The organism is Pseudoalteromonas sp. TAE56 (assembly GCF_000497955.1).
In the GTDB taxonomy this organism is placed as follows: domain Bacteria; phylum Pseudomonadota; class Gammaproteobacteria; order Enterobacterales; family Alteromonadaceae; genus Pseudoalteromonas.
Window position 1 is genome coordinate 40,551 of the sequence record NZ_AUTN01000103.1, and the last position, 16,698, is coordinate 57,248.

The following is a 16,698-nucleotide window of genomic DNA, read 5'->3' on the forward strand; positions in this document are numbered from 1 at the left end:
ATGCCAAAAAAACCGCTAATTAGCGGTTTTTTTATGTCTGTATTTTGTATTTATAGGTATTCAAACACTTTAACTACGCGCTCTACGCCAGATACATTACGGGCAATATTTACAGCTTGAGTTGACTCAGAGTCAGATACTAAACCCATTAAAAATACTTCAGCGTTTTCTGTAACCACTTTAATATTATTACTACTAATGTCTTTTGCTGTTAGAAGCTGGCCTTTTACTTTAGAAGTAAGCCAAGAGTCGTGAGTTTGTGTAGTAATGCCAATATTTGAACCAATACGAATTTGGTTATGTATTTTACGAATGCCTGAAACGCCTTCAATGGTGCGCTGCGCTTCGTTTCTCATTTCTTCATTTGCTACTTGGCCAACAAGTAAAACAATACCATTAACGCTTACAGCGCTTATATTAGCGAACTTTTCAAGACGTTCTACTTCACTAAGTGCAATACTGGCTTTTATTTCAATATTGTTATCATCAATTTGTGAACCAATGGTACGGCGGNGTTCGCTGCAGTTACTGCACTGGCTGTACCTGCAACAACAGCTGCTGCGCAGCCTTGAAGTAATACAACAGTACCTAAAACAATAAGAGAGCGTTTAAACATAATTTTCATCCTGAGGGAAAAGCGTTAAATCAACAAGTTCGCTTAAACAATGTAAGTTAACTAAATGGGATTCGATAATGCGGCTAGGGCGTTTAGATGGAGATCTAATTTCAACATCGTTAGGACCAAGTAGGCCTACCAACTCACCACCATCATCACCAACCATAACTATGACCTTCATATCTTTAGTTAGTGCAGCTTCAACGGCAGAAATAACATGCTTTTCGTTACCGTTTATAGCCAGTACCAACAATAAATCGCCTTGCTGGGCAAAAGCACGGACTTGACGAGCAAATGTATCGTGATCGTCTACCTGAGTACTCTGTCCAAGGTTAACGTTTTCTTGCGATAGAGCAATTGCAGGTAAGCAAGGACGTTCGGTTTCATAATGATTGACCAATACACCGGCCATATGCTGGGCGAGCATGTGGCAATTTGCAGTACCGCAGCAAATGAGTTTATTTCCGTTGATCAGACTTTGTGCAATAGTAAATGCAGCTGACTCAAGCGCACTCGGTAGTACTTCACCCGCAGCGATTTGAACTTGAATACTCTCTGTAAAAATTTCTTTAATTGTATCTTGCATAGCCTACCAATAATTTATCTTTGTATTTGTGTTTAAAATACATTTTTCAGCCAATTAATATTAGGAGATGCTTCTCCTGTAATGGCTACATAATCAATTCTTAGCGCTTGGTTAGTCAAATTTTTAGCTGCTAAGTAATGATAAATACTACGTTTTAATCGAGCTTGCTTTTGTGGGCTAAGCGCATAGTTTGCGCCGCCACGAGCATTGTTTTTACGAAACTTAACCTCAACAAATACAAGGGTGTTACCTTCTTTCATAATGACATCAAGCTCACCAAAGGGGCAGTAATAATTGCGTTCAATAGGCGTTAACCCTTGAGTAACTAAGTATTTTTGCGCTTCAAGCTCATAATACTGGCCTTTTTCGCGACTATTGTGCCACAGCTCCTTAAACCACGACATGTCGCCCCCTCAACTTAATTAAGTTTAATTTATAGTTTGCATCTCACTTGCTGATTGCATAAACAATGGCACAGGACGCTGCGTTTTTAATTGCACAGATTTAATACGACGATTTGTATATTGAGCCCAGTCGAGCATACGTTCTATATGACCGCTTGTATTAACTGATAATTTACCGCTTAGGCCACTGTATTGATTACCTGGCATTACGCTTAACTGCCTAATATCTGGTAATACAGATACTGCATCGTATGCCATTGCAAATAAGCGTTGGCTAATATCTACTTGTTCTGGCCATAACGAATCATACTGCTGGCGTAAATTATGTTGTTTAATTTGCGAATCGAGCATCCACGGCAATTCAGTGAAGTATAGGCCGTCTAAGTCGCCTTTGTCAGTACTATCAATTTGTTTACTGTGGCTTTTAGAGCTGGCGTAAAGTGGAATGCGATCTGCAAAAGTACTTACGTTTACATCAAGATAAGGTTTAATTAAGCGTGTTTCTATTGCATCACCTAAAATATAAATAACATCAATATCACTGCGTGAGCGCGTTTCATTTTCTACTTCTTGTCTAAATAATGCCTTAACCGTTTTTATGCGCTCTTTTGATTTATCTACTTCCAGCAAGCTTGTAATCGTATTTGGCATATCTTTTTTATCGTTATAAAAGCCTATTTGCGGCTTAGTTTCGCTATAGCGTTGCCACTGTAAGTTAAAATAATCAACAAGACGTTGTCCGTTAGCGTTATTAGGCGCTAGTAGCATCGGCTTTTGGTAACCCATTGCTAAAAAGTGCTCTAGGGCTTGTTCTACTTCGTGCTCAGGATTTAGTGCAAAGTAATAATGTTGAAGTGAAATTCGTTCACCGTCAAAGGTGTTCAAATGTAGTACTGGCGTATCGATAAGCGTTTGCGCATTAGCTAGTTTATCTATATTTGCTTTAAGTAGTGGGCCAATTACAAAGTCAGGCTTTATTTCTTCAAGCTGTGCTGTAATTTCTTCTGTACTTAAGTTTTCATCAATAAAAATAGTGTCGTTGATATTTTGAGTATCAAGTGCTGCTAACACGCCGGCTTTTAGAGCATCACCTAAGCGTTCGTTAGGTCCTGACTGTGGAAACAATACAACTAAGCGTTCTATATTTAGAGGTGCAAACTCAGTAAGCATTTCATCTTGTTTAGGTAAAACAGTAAAAGCTGGGTGCCCAATATAGCGTCTTCGCCAATTATTGATTGCTTGATCTAATTCTACACCGCTGCCTGCATATACTTGATGATATAACGCTAGGTTAGTCCAGCCTTGCTGAATAACCGAACCACGGTTAAAGCGCTCAAGCGCATATGAAGAGAGTTGTTTTAAGTTATCCCACAGATTTTGATTCAGTTGAGGGATTTCAATGTTATTTTTTGCTGCTGTTTCAGAGGCTCTAAAAAAGTAGGGCGCTGCTTTTTTAGGAAAATTTTGTGATGCGTAAATAGTGGCAGTTAAAAACTGATGCCATGCAAAATGTTCAGGTTGAGTAAGTTGTCCGTCTAGCGATTGTAAAATCACTAAGGCTTGATCATTTTTATTCTGTTGTTTTTGTGCAAATGCAATATAAAGACGGTTTTGAATTTGATCAACACTTGCTGTTAATTCAAGCTCATTTCCAATTGTCTCTAATAAAGGCCAGTTTTGCTCACTAATTGCAGCATCACGTGCACTATAAAGTAATTGTATTTTATCGGCACCTTGGCGGTTTTGCGCCAATTGGTAGATAGATTGCGCACTGGTCGCCTGATTTTGAAGTGCATTAGAGCGGTTACTTACGTTATCGCTGTTTTTAGTTGGTTTTTCGGTTGTGCTACACGCCGATAACCCTGACAATATAATTAATAGACTAACTAGTTTAAGTCGCACAAATGATTTCCCAATACGTTAACGCGATTTGCTTATATTACTGACTGACGCAGGAGACCTCAATGTTAAATGAGGAGAATTCACAGAAAATTGGCACTCTTTACATTGTTGCCACCCCAATTGGCAATTATGACGACTTAAGTCACCGTGCCATTGCGACATTATCGCAAGTTGACTTAATAGCTGCTGAAGACACTCGCCATACCGGCAAGCTACTTAGCCACTTTGGAATTAAGGCAAAAACGTTTGCATTACACGACCACAATGAGAAACAAAAAGCACAGCAAATTATCGATCAACTAAATCAAGGTTTAAATATTGCTTTAGTATCGGATGCTGGTACACCGCTTATTAGTGACCCAGGTTATGCAGTTGTAAACTTATGCCGCGAACAAGGCGCTCATGTTACACCCGTACCTGGTGCATGTGCTGCAATTACAGCCGTATGTTGTTCAGGCTTACCAACCGACCGTTTTCAGTTTATTGGTTTTACGCCGGCTAAAAGCAAAGCTCGCCAAGATTTTTTTACCGAAGCTGTTAACTCAGGTATCACCAGCATAATGTACGAAAGTACGCACCGTATTATGGCAAGCCTTGATGATTTAGCACTAGCCCTTGGTGATGAGCAACACGTTGTGTTTGCTAAAGAGCTAACCAAAACCTTTGAAACATTTTTTAACGGTAGTGTAAGTGAGCTTAAACAGTTTTTAACAGATGATCCTACCAAGCAGCGCGGCGAAATAGTACTGATGCTTCCAGGTAAACCAAAGCAAATAGACGATGTTCCGCCAGAAGCGCGCAAAATGCTGGCACTGCTTGAGAGTGAAATGCCAATGAAAAAGGCCTGTGGTGTGGTTGCTGAATACTTTGGAATGAAGAAAAACGCTTTATACAAAACAATTATTGAAGAAAAAGAGTAAATTTTACTGCGCTTGGTATTAGCCTCATGTATACTGCGCGCCGAGTCAGCCAAGATGATCGCTGCCTGTGACGAAAATGATCAGGGGGAGGAAAGTCCGGGCTCCATAGGGCAGAGTGCCAGCTAACGGCTGGGGGGNCCGCCAATCTTCGGGTTGGTAAGGGTGAAAGGGTGCGGTAAGAGCGCACCGGGCCGCTAGTAATAGTCGGTTGCAAGGTAAACTCCACTCGGAGCAAGACCAAATAGGGTTCCTTATGGCGTGGCCCACGTTGGAACCGGGTAGGTTGCTTGAGCCATAGAGCGATTTATGGCCTAGACGAATGATTATCACTTTCTTCGGAAAGGACAAAACCCGGCTTATAGGCTGACTCACTCATTCAATAAAAAGCCCGCAGTTAACACTGCGGGCTTTTTTGTGTTTAAAAATTAAGATAAGCCATTAGTTTTTGGCTATCTGTTTGCTGTACTCGTTAGAATTTCAACAAAGAGTGATAACTGGGCAGTGAGAAATTATGATGTATGAAGTCAAGATTTAACCCTGTTGGCTTTTGTTCATATAACACTAACAGCTTTACTTGTTAATAAAAAACCGCCATTTGGCGGTTTTTTGTATAATTTCATTTTAGGAAGGTTTTGCTAATGCTATCGCTTCACCCGCAAGTGCGAAAATATTTTTAAGCATTAATTGTAAAATATGTCTAATCGAAGCGTAAGTAAAAGAAATTACCTTAAATGGATAGCCACAAAATGTTAGTATATGCCCTAAAATCCCTTTTACATCTTTGGTACAGTTTTTTGAGAAGTCAATGCTATCAGCTAATGCTTTAGCTATCTGATCGTACACTGTGAGAGCGTTCGAAAAATGATTTTGTATCGCATATAACTTACCAGTATCACGTAAATGAGTTATTAAAGCTGCACCAATTTTTCTAGCCCACTTAGACGTGCGGCTACATTCGAGCCTTCTATCATAATCAAGCCTTACCTCTTCTTGAATTCGTTTTTCCATTCCTTTGTTGATAGCAGAATAACTTTTGAAGTTGCTTGCTGTATGTAAATATCCTGGCGTCTCATTAGTCATACTATGTGCTTTTGGAGTAATAGTGGCAGCACCGTGTAAAATATACTCTTGCTCAGTATGCATAAATGGCCACACAGGCACTAAAGGGACTGGGTCTGCGGCATGTACGCAACGATAGATGTTGTTATCTGTTGCGGACTCTGTTTTTACAGCAAAGCTATTATAACCAACCCGCGGCGCACCAAAAGTATATAATTTTACATTGGCACCGAAACGTTGCTTTAGCCAGTTAGCAGCTAAGTTTGCTAAAGCCCCACCTAAACTATGACCTACAACATGAATGTTTAATTTTTTCTTAGTGCTTTGTATAAAGTATAGTTCTAACTGATTTTTGAAAGAGTTAAATGTATGGTTAAAGCCTGCATGTACAGGTTGATTATTACTACAAGTACTTAAACCACAATGTAAATCAGTAACAACATCACGAACTTTAGCCGTGCCTCGTAAAGCTAAAACATAATCATCTTCATATGCTCCTTTCTTACCCTTTGCAATGCAGCCAAAATTGGTCGAGTGGTTAAAAACTCGTTCGAGAATAGAACCACTTACACCTTTTATAGATTCTGATTCGAATGAAAATAAAGAGCTAATTCTTTCAAAATATGGATTAGCTCTCAAGCCTCTTCTGTCAAGGCTTTCGTATGAGATAGCTGCAAAATTAGCAGCTATTGCAGGGCTTAAAACATTCATTAATATTTCCTTATAATTTAGTTTTTGATTTATTAATTATTATCCGTTTCAATTTCTGAAAGGTCAAAATAAGCATTTTGCTCCACTACTTCAAAATCATCAGACCAACGACAAATACTTAAAGCCTCAAATTTATAGCCTTCTGTTTTCTTATTCTGAAATTTAAAAAGGATCTTTCCATTAGAGATGTCGGCTATTAATTGCCTTAACTTTCTTGCATATTCCTCGCGATATTTAACGCCTGATAATCTAGAACCCCAAAGGCAATATTCTTCATTATTGTAGGATAAATAAATAGCTTGAGAGGTGAAAATCTCAGCAAGTGGGACTGCTGGTTGATTAGAACGGATATTAATTTCAGGTAATGAGAAGCTTCCATTCTTATCCGTGTAAGTGAAATCTTCAACACTTTTACCATCAGAAAAATTCAATACCCTCTCTATTTTTACATTCGACAAAGGTTTGCCTTTTTCATTAGCTTGGCCTTTTACCTCCGGGCACAAGTGCACTTTGTAAGCACCAATATTATTACCAAACTTTTTAAGTGTTGTTAAAAATGACATAAACAAGAAGCCTTAAAAATAGGCTGTGAATTTTTTGTGGGGGGCTATATGATTCCCTTGCAAACTTTAATATTCACATGCCTTTGTAAATAGACCTCATATGATAAACAAGCTTATATAAAATACAATAGTTAAAAATTAAGATGTATAGATAAAGCGAAAGATGAAGCTGGGCGCGAAGTAAATGACTTTGAGCAAAGGTCATTAATATAAAGCAAAGAGGGTGTTAACTGCTTTTTAGCGATTCGGCAGGGTTAAATCTTACCTTCATACATCAATGATCTAGATTTATAGTTTATTGTGAGTTTATTATGTCTAGACCACTACGAATAGAGTGTGAAAATGTGTTTTATCATGTGATGAATCGCGGAAGAGGGCGTGAAAACACCTTTTTGAGTGATGACGATTTTAAGCATTTTTTTACTACATTGAGCAAGTAAGCTTTCGTTTTATATTGAAGTGCATTCGTATTATTTAATAACCAATTATTACCATCTACAAATAAAACTCCTGATGCAAACATGGGCAGAGCCATGAAACATATTAATGGTCTCTATACGCAATATTTTAATAGAACACATAATACAGATGGTGCACGGTTTAGAGGTCGCTACAAAGCGGTGTTGGTGGATTGTAGTAGTAACGAGACCAGACTAACTGTGGGCATCTGACCAAGTTAAAGAAATTGAAATTATGCTCTAGCAATCTCTATAACTGATTTTGAAAATGAGGAGGCTAGATTATATCAACAAATTTCAATAAAATCACAAGCAAGAGAACAGGCCAAACAAAGAGCAAAAGTCGGTTAATATCCTACAAATACAAAGCCTTTGCCTTTTCTTAAAGTACTTCCCAACCAGCGTTAATATATATTAGCGTTTATTGCTTACTTTGGTGATTGGGTCGAGAGTATTAATATTGAGCTAAATATTAATATATACAACTTCAGCATCCTTAAATAATATTTTTCCCTTGTTCTGGATCTCTTGACTGCTCTGCCTGTTCGCGTATTTCGTCGGTATCACTGCTTACGTCATCAAGCGTTTTAGTTTGCTCAATGGTTTCACTTTTTTCGTTTTGTATTTGTGATGGTTGTTTTTCCTCTAAACTAGAAACACTTCCACTAGGGTCGGTGAGTATAATTCTTTCTCGTGCGTCATCTGGCATACTGATGTTTTGTTTTGTGAACTCATTGACTAATTCGCGCATAAGTTGAGAGGCTACTTTTAATGGACTGTGCTGCTCGCTATTAACCCAAAAATACAAAACGAAGTTAATAGTAGATGAGCCTAAGTTTTTTATTAAAACCTGCGCGGGTGGATCGCTAAGCACCGCATTTTGTTGATTCGCAATATCTAGGGCAAGAGTTTGCGCGCTGCGTATATCGTTATCATAGCCAATACCAATTTCTACTTTCCCGCGCATTTTCGGATTGGCAGTCAGGTTTTTAATGGTATTTTTATATACAGTCGCATTGGGTATTTGAATATGATTGCCATCGTAATCAACAAGCGTGGTTGCTCTTGCGGTTACTTTTTTAACAATACCTAATCGGCCATCTACTTCAATTACATCATCAATTTTAAAAGGTCTTTGTACACTCAGTAATAAACTAGCAATAAAGTTCTCTGCTATGTCTCTAAAAGCAAAGCCAAGTATTAAACCTATTAATCCGGTACCACTCATAATAGCAACAGCAAACTGAGTGAGCCCAGCTAAACGTAAAAATAAATATACGCCGAATAAAATAATTAAAGTGCTTATACTGCGTCTTACAACTAGGTGAACAAGCTTGCTGTCAGTCATGTAGTCAATAGGCTTTATAAGTAATCGAGAAAGAGGTCCTGAAATTAAGTAACTGAGTACTAAAAGTATGACCCCGAGTAAAAGAGTGGGTAATATTTGCGCTGTTACGTGAAGTAATTGCACGGCTTGCTCATAAAAGTAATTCCACGAAAGTGTATCGACTGTGATTACTTCAGTCATTGGTGCTGTATTATCTAGCGCTACACTGCTTTTTAGGGTGCCGAGCATGGCTTATCTTCCGTGTTTGATTCATTTATAGATAAATATTAGCAAGTTTGATACCAAACGCTTATAACTTGGCAAATATTTTGCTGTAGTAACGTAATATAAATATTGAGGTTTAGAATGAAAGAAGCTAAACGAGGACAGGAAGCAGAGCAGCCTGCACATATCCCTTTTATAGGCTGGTGGGATATTGTTAAACGTATTTTTAAGCAAATGAGCGAAGATAATTTATCTATAGTGGCGGCGGGTGTGGCATTTTATGCGTTACTTGCTATTTTTCCAGCCATTGCGGCGATGGTATCAGTGTATGCGTACTTTTCATCCCCAACAGATATTAGTGAGCACTTAAGTAAAATAGTTACTTTGCTTCCACCAAGCACCAGTGAACTGATTTTATCTCAGGTTTCTAGCCTTGCTAAAACATCAAGTGCAAGCTTGAGCTTAAGTGCAATCGGTACGCTCATACTTACCATTTGGAGTAGTTCAAAAGGCAGCCAAGCACTTATAACTGCGTGTAATATTAGTTATCGTGAATATGAAAAACGCTCATTTTTTCAAGCTCAATTAGTGCGTTTTTTATTTTCAGTAGGAGCGATTGTTGTCGCAATTTTTGCATTATTAATTATTGGCATTTTACCCATCGTACTAAACTTGGTGGGGCTAAAAGAAAGTATAGATTTATTAATTAAACTTATCTCTTGGCCATTACTGGCTTTTACCTTTAATTTTGCATTAGTACTTTTATATCGTTATGCCCCGCATCGTAAACCCGCTAAATGGCGTTGGATCACGATGGGATCGTCGATTGCTACCGTGCTGTGGATTTTGGCGTCTATAGGTTTTTCTTTTTATGTGTCGCGTTTTTCTAGTTACAACGAAACTTACGGCTCACTAGGTGGTGTAGTGATCATGTTGATGTGGTTGTATATCAGCGCTTATATAATCACATTAGGTGCTGTTATTAATGCTGCAACTGAACAGCAAACAGGTAAAGACAGTACTATAGGCCCAGCTAAAGAGCGTGGGCAGCGAGGCGCCTATGTAGCAGATCACCTCGATGTAAAAAACGAATAGCTATTAGCTAGCTAAATTAGTAAGTGCAGTAATTTGCTCTTTAAATTCTTGTGCTGCAGGGCCAAGCCTGTCGTTGTCGTTGCACATTAAATATAAATTAAGAGTACGGGTTGTACCTTGATCTAAATTAAGCGCGATGAGCGTTTTATCTTCAATTAAATGTGCAATTTGTGTTTTTGGCAGCCAAGCGTAACCTAAATTTTGACTAACCATATCAATAGAGTTGCGTAAATGGCTCACTGTCCAGCGCATATCAGCACCTAACCAGCCTTCATTGTGACTGGTGTGGGTTGCTGAGTCGCGAACTACTATTTGTCTATGTAACTTTAAGTCTCGAAAGTTGAGTTGTTCACTATGCTGTTGTAATACATGGTCTTTATGCGCAACCGCTATAAACTCTATATCGCATAGCGTACTGCAGCTAATTCCATAAATAGGAATTGACGAAATGGCTAAATCAACTACTGAGTTATGTAGTAATTCGTTTGCACCGGTTAGCACGCTTTCTACTAAATCAATTTTTAAAAGAGGGTAAAGCTCACTCGTTTTAGCAAGTGCTTGGTATAAAATAGCGTGTGGGAACACTTCATCAACGGCTATTTTTAATGTGCTCTCTACGCCTTCGCTAAGCGTAGTTGCTACCGATTCTATTTTAGTTGCTTCTTCAATTAAAAATTCAGCTCTGCGTAAAATAAGCTTACCGCTATCGGTTAAAAATGCTTTACGACCTTTTACTTCAAGCAACTTAATTTGCAAGGCGGCTTCAAGTTTTTGCACTGCATGGTGTACGGTTGACTGACTTTTATGTACAGCTGCGCTTGCGCCTGCGAACCCGCCATGATCTACAACAGCTTTAAACATTCGCCATTGCTCTAATGTTGCTTTTGCCATTTTAAAATCCTGTTACTACTTTATATCTGATTGCTTAACTTGACCGCGCAGACGCATTATTTATTGCGTAACAGTTATTTTTTGTCTATTTATTTTAACAAAGCTACTTTTTTATCCGCTAGAAGTGCCATAAAACTGCTTTTATTTAAAGGTTTTGAAAACAAATAACCTTGTCCGTAATCGCATCCAGCTTCCAGTAATAGCTGCATTTGTAATTTAGTTTCAATTCCTTCGGCGATTACTTTTAAGCCCAACTGATGCGCCATAACGATTATGGCTTCACACAATGCAAGTTCTTGGCTGCCTATTTGAATATTATCGACAAAACGCTTATCTATTTTTAAATAGTCGGTGTCCATTTCTTGTAGGTAAGCGAGCGATGAATATCCAGTGCCAAAATCATCAAGAGCTAGCTGCATTCCTGATTTCACGATTTCTTTTAGGCGTCTTTGTGTTAGCGCTTCAGGATTAACCATTAAGCCTTCAGTTATTTCTGCGACAATTGACGAAGCAGGTAGTTTTGCTGCTTTTAGCATATCGTACCATTCATCTATGCCACTCTCTGGCGTGGATAATTGCACTGGCGATACATTTACACTTATTTGAAACGTATCATCGGTTAGTGTTTTTATATCGTTAAGTGTTTGAAGGGCTTGGGCAAATACAAATTGGCCAATTGCATTTATTTGCCTGGTTTCTTCAGCAAGTGGAATAAATGCGATAGGGCTGATTAGCCCTTTTTCAGGATGTTGCCAACGAATCAGCGCTTCAGCTTTATGAATATGTAAATCATTTAAAGCAACAATGGGTTGATAAAATAACTTAAACTGTTCAAGTTCAATGGCACTTCGTAAGTCTTTTAATAGCACCATGCGAGCATGTGCATATTCGCGCATGTCAGCAGAGAAAAACTCAAAACAATTACGACCATTACTCTTTGCTTTATACATAGCCTGGTCGGCTGCTTTTAAAAGCTGTTCAGTATTTTTACCATCATTTGGGGCACATGCAATACCTATGCTTGCACTAATAAATAACTCTTCGTTTTCAAGATTTAAAGCTGACGATAAGCTAAGTAAAATATTACTCGCAATTTGATTAATATGGCGCGTACTTTTAATTTGATTGAACACAATAACAAACTCATCACCACCAATCCTAGCCACAAAGTCAGCATTCTTTGCCGACTGTACTATGCGTTGTGATACGAGTTTTAATAAGTTGTCGCCATAGTGATGGCCCAAAGTGTCATTAATATCTTTAAAGTGATCAATATCTAAAAGCATGACAATCAATTGATTATCTGGAGTAACAACATTTGAAAATCGTTTATTTAATCGCTCTTTTAACTCTAAACGATTTGGCAAGTCTGTTAAGTGATCAAAGTGAGCTTGTCGCCAAATAGTTTCATCAGCTTGTTTTTTCTCTGTGAGGTCTGTGAATATCGCGATTCGACGAATTGGTGCATTATTTTCATCATAAACCGTATCGATTGTGAGCCACTCAGAGTACAACTGCCCGCTCTTTTTACGGTTAATAACCTCGCCTTGCCAACGGCCAGTTTGCTGTAACTCTGACCACATTTTATTGTAAAATTTCTTATCATGTTTTCCTGATGAAAGAATTGAAGAGGACCGCCCAATAACTTCTTCTTTACTATATAAGGTCGTTTTACTAAATGCAGGATTCACATCAAATATAATACCCGTTGGATCGGTGATCGCCATACCTTCACTACTGTTGTTATACACTAGCGAGGCAAGGTGGAGTGCTTCTTCATTTACTTTTCGCTGTGTTATATCACGTAGTACAACAACGTATTCATTTTTGCTTTGCATAGCACTAATACGCGCTTCAAAGCTGCGTTTAGGATCTGATTTTTCGAGTGTGAATTCTAAATTGCTCGAAACATCAAGTTTAGATAACTGCGATAATAAAAGCTGAACATTGCTGTGTGAAAGTATTGATGATAAATGAGGTACGGCAGTGCTATTTGGGTTTACTTGGGGCTTAAATTGCCCCGTTATGTTGAGAATATCACCATGGATGTTAATTCTAACGTAACTATCAGGCAGGGTATTAAGCAAGCTAGTAAGCTCGTCATGCTTGTTTTTTAAATTAGCCTCAGCTGTTAACCTAGTTTGCGCCATTGATTTAAAATGCTGATAAAGAGTATTTAGTTCGGGATTATTGGGCTGTATATTTTGTGCGGGCATTTCGCCCTTAGCTAGCACATTTGTTGCATTTGTTAGATTATTAATTGGGTCGATAATACTTGTTTTAAGTAGTTTTCGTGCAATTAAAGACAGTATCAGTAGCGATAAAATAAACACACCAATCGCTATAAAAAAGTTATTATTTATTTGTTTTAAAGCATGCGTGACAGGAAGTGCGATATGTATATTTAAGCTGTTGTTACTCGGATCGCTGTAAATAACAGAGTGATGAAGCATTCGGGCTTCACCTTCAATAGATTTTATTTTTGTTGATGCCTCAGTATCAATCGAAGAATCAGTTGCTAATAAAGTCTGTGCGATATTATCGCCAAGCGCGGCTGTTGTAGGAGGATAACGCGCTAAAATTTTTCCGTTAGAATCAGCAATTGCAGCAATAGAGCCCGGCGGAAGTTCAATGTCATTAAATGCATTATTCCACCAGTCCAGCGCAACAACGATAACTACAACGCCCTGTATTACATTTTTTTTATTAATAATAGGTAACGCAAAATTAAGGGTGTTTTTTTGCAGGCTTCGGTCGTGCTGAAAATAACCTACCGACAATTGGTTGCTTTTTAAGGCGTTTTGAAAATACGCCCGGTCGGCAATATTTATTTTTTTGGCTAACCCGCTTGTTGTACATATAACAATGCCATTTGGATTTACAATCCCGATATTGGCAACGTGCGCGTATATAGCTCTAAATTGATTAAAATAATTAGGGCAGGACGTTGCTAGATTTTCTTTCTTACTTTCCTCTTTAGCTAAGTAACGCGCTAACCGGTTAATATCATCGACTAAATGCTTTTGCTGTAAAATTAATTGCTTAGCAATGTTTTCTACTTTTTTTTCACTTTGCTCAATAGAGTGATCGCGCTCAAGCAGCAGTGTAAAAATAATTACAGCAGTGCCTGGAATACTTAACAGTATAAGCAAACGATAAAGCTGATGTTTGAGAGAATAAGTAAAAATAACCATTCCTTAGTTTTGTATTTTGCAATAACAATTGTAGCCAAATTCACTCCAAATAACCATAGTAATTATAAGGTTGAAAATATAACCAATGAATCATTATAGTTCTATTTTTTGGAATGTTAAGGTCGATTTAAAGACATAGTTGTTTTGTTTAATGAATGATTTAATAGCCTCATAAACTTATGCTTTAGAGTGAATTAAAAAATGAAAATATTAAAAATACTGACAGCTTATGCAACTCAAGATGGTGATGGCGTGAACATTAGCCGTATACCTGGGTTTGATGGTAAATACTTAGATCCATTTTTAATGATTGATGAACTTAAGTCAGACGACAAAAAAGAGTATATGGGAGGCTTTCCTGAGCATCCGCACCGAGGTATTGAAACGTTTACTTATATTCTAAAAGGTGGCTTTGAACATCGTGACCAAATGGGTAACAGAGAAGCAATTAAAGCAGGCGATGTGCAATGGATGAGTACAGGGCGCGGCGTCATGCACAGTGAAATGCCACTCGCTGATGCTGTTGATGGTCTGCATGGCTTTCAAATTTGGATCAATATGCCAAGCGCACAAAAAATGCGTGATTCACGTTATCAAGATACGACTAAAAACCCAGCTCCGAGTTTTACAAATACACAAGGTGTGACGTTAAAAGCACTTGCGGGATCGTGGCAGTTCGAAAGTGAAACACTTACAAGCACTCTGCAAAGTTTAGCTGCCAATGCTGCGCTCGCTGATATTACATTACCTGCTGGTAAAAGCATGGATTTAGAGCCTCTTAGCCAACAAAAAGTAATGCTTTATATTCATAGCGGCTCACTAATAACGAGCGACAATCAAACAATACCAGCAGGTAAGTTACTTATTTTAGAACCAGGCAGTGATATTAATATTAGCTCTGAGCACGGCGCTGGTGTATTGATTTTAGCTGGCGATCCACTTAATCAACCAATTGCTCATATGGGGCCGTTTGTAATGACGACGCAAGATGAAGTACAGCAAGCGGTACATGATTATAAAAATGGCAAGTTTGGCAAAATTTAACAGTATTTTTAGGAGAGTTTTATGGGATTATTAGTTAACGGTCAATGGCAAGATAAATGGTACGACACCGACTCAAGTAATGGTAAGTTTGAACGCGAAGCTGCGCAGTTACGCCATTGGATTACTGCTGATGGCAGTGCTGGAATAACCGGTGACGCAGGTTTTAAAGCACAAGCGAACAGGTATCATTTATATGTATCGCTAGCATGTCCTTGGGCTCACCGAACACTTATATTTAGAGCGTTAAAAGGGTTGGAAGACTTAATTACGGTATCGGTTGTTAGCCCTGATATGCTTGATAGTGGCTGGGAATTTGATACGAAAAACCACAGTACTGGCGATGCTTTATTTAATAGTAACTACTTACATCAAGTGTATACAAAAAGTAACTCAAAGTACTCCGGGCGAGTCACCGTACCCGTATTGTGGGATAAAAAGCTAAATAAAATTGTCAGTAATGAGTCTGCCGATATTATACGTATGTTCAATAGTGCGTTTAATGAGTTAACAGGTAATAACGATGACTACTACCCTGAGGCGCTGCAACCAAAAATTGACGAATTAAACGCGCTGATTTATCCAAATATAAATAATGGTGTATATCGTACGGGTTTTGCAACAACTCAGGATGCTTATGAAGAGGCATTTAACGATTTATTTAAAGCACTCGATTCAGTAGAGAGCGTACTGAGCAAACAGCGGTATTTAACAGGGGATAACCTCACAGAAGCTGACTGGCGATTATTCACCACTCTCATTCGGTTTGATAGTGTGTATGTTGGTCACTTTAAGTGTAATCTGCGAACAATTGAAAGCTACCCAGCTTTGAGCGGATACCTTAGAGATTTATATCAAGTTGAAGGTGTGGCAGAGACCGTTGATTTTTATCACATTAAACGTCATTACTATTTTAGCCATACAATGATCAATCCAACACAAATTGTGCCAAGTGGCCCAAGTATTGGTTACTTATCCGATCACGGTAGAAATGTTTAATGTTTAAGCAAATAGCCTAACAAGCCAGCCGTATTTTCTTACAAAGCTGGTTTCGCCTTTTCCTGCTTGTACAGCTGCACCGGCTAAAAAGGCACTTGTCAGTCCCACTTTAGTTGCGGCAAAACGCTTTAGCCTATATTGAAACGCTGCATGATGTTGGCGTTTCAGCTCACTGCGCGTATGCATTTGCTTACTAAGAGCATCAACGTTTTCATTAGGTGCTTTAATTAAGTAGTTAACTAACATAGTAATTTCCTTATAAGTTAAACAGCTGTTTTAAGCTTTTAAGTGTTTTACTAAAGCCAATTTTATTGCTTAGGTAAACCGTATTTTTCCAAAGCCATGCTAAACAAGCAACTTGCAGCAAAGTAGCTGTTGCAATACTCAGCCATACTGACCCAAAAAGATCATATACACCGTATCCAACAGCCCCCAAAAATCCTGCCCACAACAAAACCAAACCACTGGCAAAACAGCCTAAAAATATAGTGATCAATGCAAGCGATCTGAGCGACAACCGCCATTCAGCCTTAGCAAGCTGATGGGTGATCTTTCCTTGAGTTTGGTAATCATCCTTGAGCTGCTTAGAGTACTCTAAAAGCTTTGCAATATGATCTTGCCAATCGTCCTTTTGGCTCTGCTGCTCAGTAGTTTGGTTTTGCGCTTCACCATCCTTGGCTGCGCTTGTTTGTGGGTTATTCATCACT

General features: G+C 38.4%; 14 protein-coding genes, 1 other RNA gene and 1 pseudogene. 5 read left to right on the forward strand and 11 right to left on the reverse strand.

The window, feature by feature from the left end; genetic code table 11:
* Window positions 1-50 precede the first annotated feature (50 nt).
* The 4 genes and pseudogenes from dolP to L656_RS0111200 all read right to left on the reverse strand — a co-directional run bounded on the left by dolP (window position 51) and on the right by L656_RS0111200 (window position 3,508).
* Window positions 51-616, reverse strand: a pseudogene (dolP, locus tag L656_RS01000000122195) (division/outer membrane stress-associated lipid-binding lipoprotein).
* Window positions 609-1,202: an SIS domain-containing protein gene (locus L656_RS0111190; protein WP_002957968.1), complete on the reverse strand. Its 594-nt coding sequence runs from the start codon at window positions 1,200-1,202 to the stop codon at window positions 609-611. The pseudogene dolP and the gene L656_RS0111190 overlap by 8 nt, the downstream one beginning before the upstream one ends.
* 32 nt (window positions 1,203-1,234) lie before the next feature.
* Window positions 1,235-1,606, reverse strand: a complete 372-nt coding sequence (locus tag L656_RS0111195; protein ID WP_024599272.1) for a YraN family protein — start codon at window positions 1,604-1,606, stop codon at window positions 1,235-1,237.
* Between the two features lie 24 nt (window positions 1,607-1,630).
* The gene (locus L656_RS0111200) at window positions 1,631-3,508 is read right to left on the reverse strand and encodes a penicillin-binding protein activator (protein ID WP_024599273.1); all 1,878 of its coding nucleotides are present in this window, start codon (window positions 3,506-3,508) and stop codon (window positions 1,631-1,633) included.
* A gap of 62 nt (window positions 3,509-3,570) precedes the next feature.
* On the opposite strand from L656_RS0111200, the gene rsmI reads away from it, so the two are divergent.
* The gene (gene rsmI, locus L656_RS0111205; protein ID WP_024593993.1) at window positions 3,571-4,428 is read left to right on the forward strand and encodes a 16S rRNA (cytidine(1402)-2'-O)-methyltransferase; all 858 of its coding nucleotides are present in this window, start codon (window positions 3,571-3,573) and stop codon (window positions 4,426-4,428) included.
* 41 nt (window positions 4,429-4,469) lie between these two features.
* An RNA gene (rnpB, locus tag L656_RS1000000122600) (RNase P RNA component class A) lies at window positions 4,470-4,803 on the forward strand.
* A 246-nt stretch (window positions 4,804-5,049) separates the two neighbouring features.
* Here the strand turns inward: rnpB and L656_RS0111210 are convergent.
* The 3 genes from L656_RS0111210 to L656_RS0111220 form a co-directional block, all read right to left on the reverse strand.
* Window positions 5,050-6,198, reverse strand: a complete 1,149-nt coding sequence (locus L656_RS0111210) for a lipase family protein (RefSeq protein ID WP_024599274.1) — start codon at window positions 6,196-6,198, stop codon at window positions 5,050-5,052.
* A gap of 32 nt (window positions 6,199-6,230) precedes the next feature.
* Window positions 6,231-6,761 carry a DUF6795 domain-containing protein gene (locus L656_RS0111215; RefSeq protein ID WP_024599275.1) on the reverse strand — a complete coding sequence of 177 codons (531 nt, stop codon included), beginning with the start codon at window positions 6,759-6,761 and terminating at the stop codon, window positions 6,231-6,233.
* Window positions 6,762-7,715: 954 nt separating this feature from the next.
* A complete protein-coding gene (locus tag L656_RS0111220; protein ID WP_446727579.1) occupies window positions 7,716-8,747 on the reverse strand; it encodes a mechanosensitive ion channel family protein in 1,032 nt (343 codons plus the stop codon).
* 165 nt (window positions 8,748-8,912) lie between these two features.
* Here L656_RS0111220 and L656_RS0111225 point away from each other — a divergent pair, with 165 nt between their 5' ends.
* Window positions 8,913-9,866 (forward strand): YihY/virulence factor BrkB family protein, encoded by a 954-nt coding sequence (locus L656_RS0111225; protein WP_024599277.1) that lies wholly within the window; start codon window positions 8,913-8,915, stop codon window positions 9,864-9,866.
* A 3-nt stretch (window positions 9,867-9,869) separates the two neighbouring features.
* On the opposite strand, the gene L656_RS0111230 is transcribed toward L656_RS0111225, so the two are convergent.
* A complete protein-coding gene (locus tag L656_RS0111230) occupies window positions 9,870-10,757 on the reverse strand; it encodes a LysR family transcriptional regulator (protein ID WP_024599278.1) in 888 nt (295 codons plus the stop codon).
* 89 nt (window positions 10,758-10,846) lie between these two features.
* Window positions 10,847-13,951 carry a bifunctional diguanylate cyclase/phosphodiesterase gene (locus L656_RS0111235; protein WP_024599279.1) on the reverse strand — a complete coding sequence of 1,035 codons (3,105 nt, stop codon included), beginning with the start codon at window positions 13,949-13,951 and terminating at the stop codon, window positions 10,847-10,849.
* Between the two features lie 201 nt (window positions 13,952-14,152).
* Between L656_RS0111235 and L656_RS0111240 the strand changes: the two genes are divergently transcribed.
* Together L656_RS0111240 and L656_RS0111245 are read left to right on the forward strand one after the other, a co-directional pair.
* Entirely contained in the window at window positions 14,153-14,995 is an 843-nt protein-coding gene (locus tag L656_RS0111240) for a pirin family protein (protein WP_024599280.1), read from the forward strand.
* Between the two features lie 21 nt (window positions 14,996-15,016).
* Complete coding sequence (locus tag L656_RS0111245; RefSeq protein WP_024599281.1) at window positions 15,017-15,991, forward strand: glutathione S-transferase family protein; 975 nt, start codon at window positions 15,017-15,019, stop codon at window positions 15,989-15,991.
* 3 nt (window positions 15,992-15,994) lie between these two features.
* Here the strand turns inward: L656_RS0111245 and L656_RS0111250 are convergent, their stop codons facing one another.
* Complete coding sequence (locus L656_RS0111250) at window positions 15,995-16,237, reverse strand: hypothetical protein (protein WP_024599282.1); 243 nt, start codon at window positions 16,235-16,237, stop codon at window positions 15,995-15,997.
* 10 nt (window positions 16,238-16,247) lie between these two features.
* Window positions 16,248-16,694, reverse strand: coding sequence for a hypothetical protein (locus L656_RS0111255; protein WP_024590208.1), 447 nt, complete (start codon window positions 16,692-16,694; stop codon window positions 16,248-16,250).
* Between the last annotated feature and the right edge of the window lie 4 nt (window positions 16,695-16,698).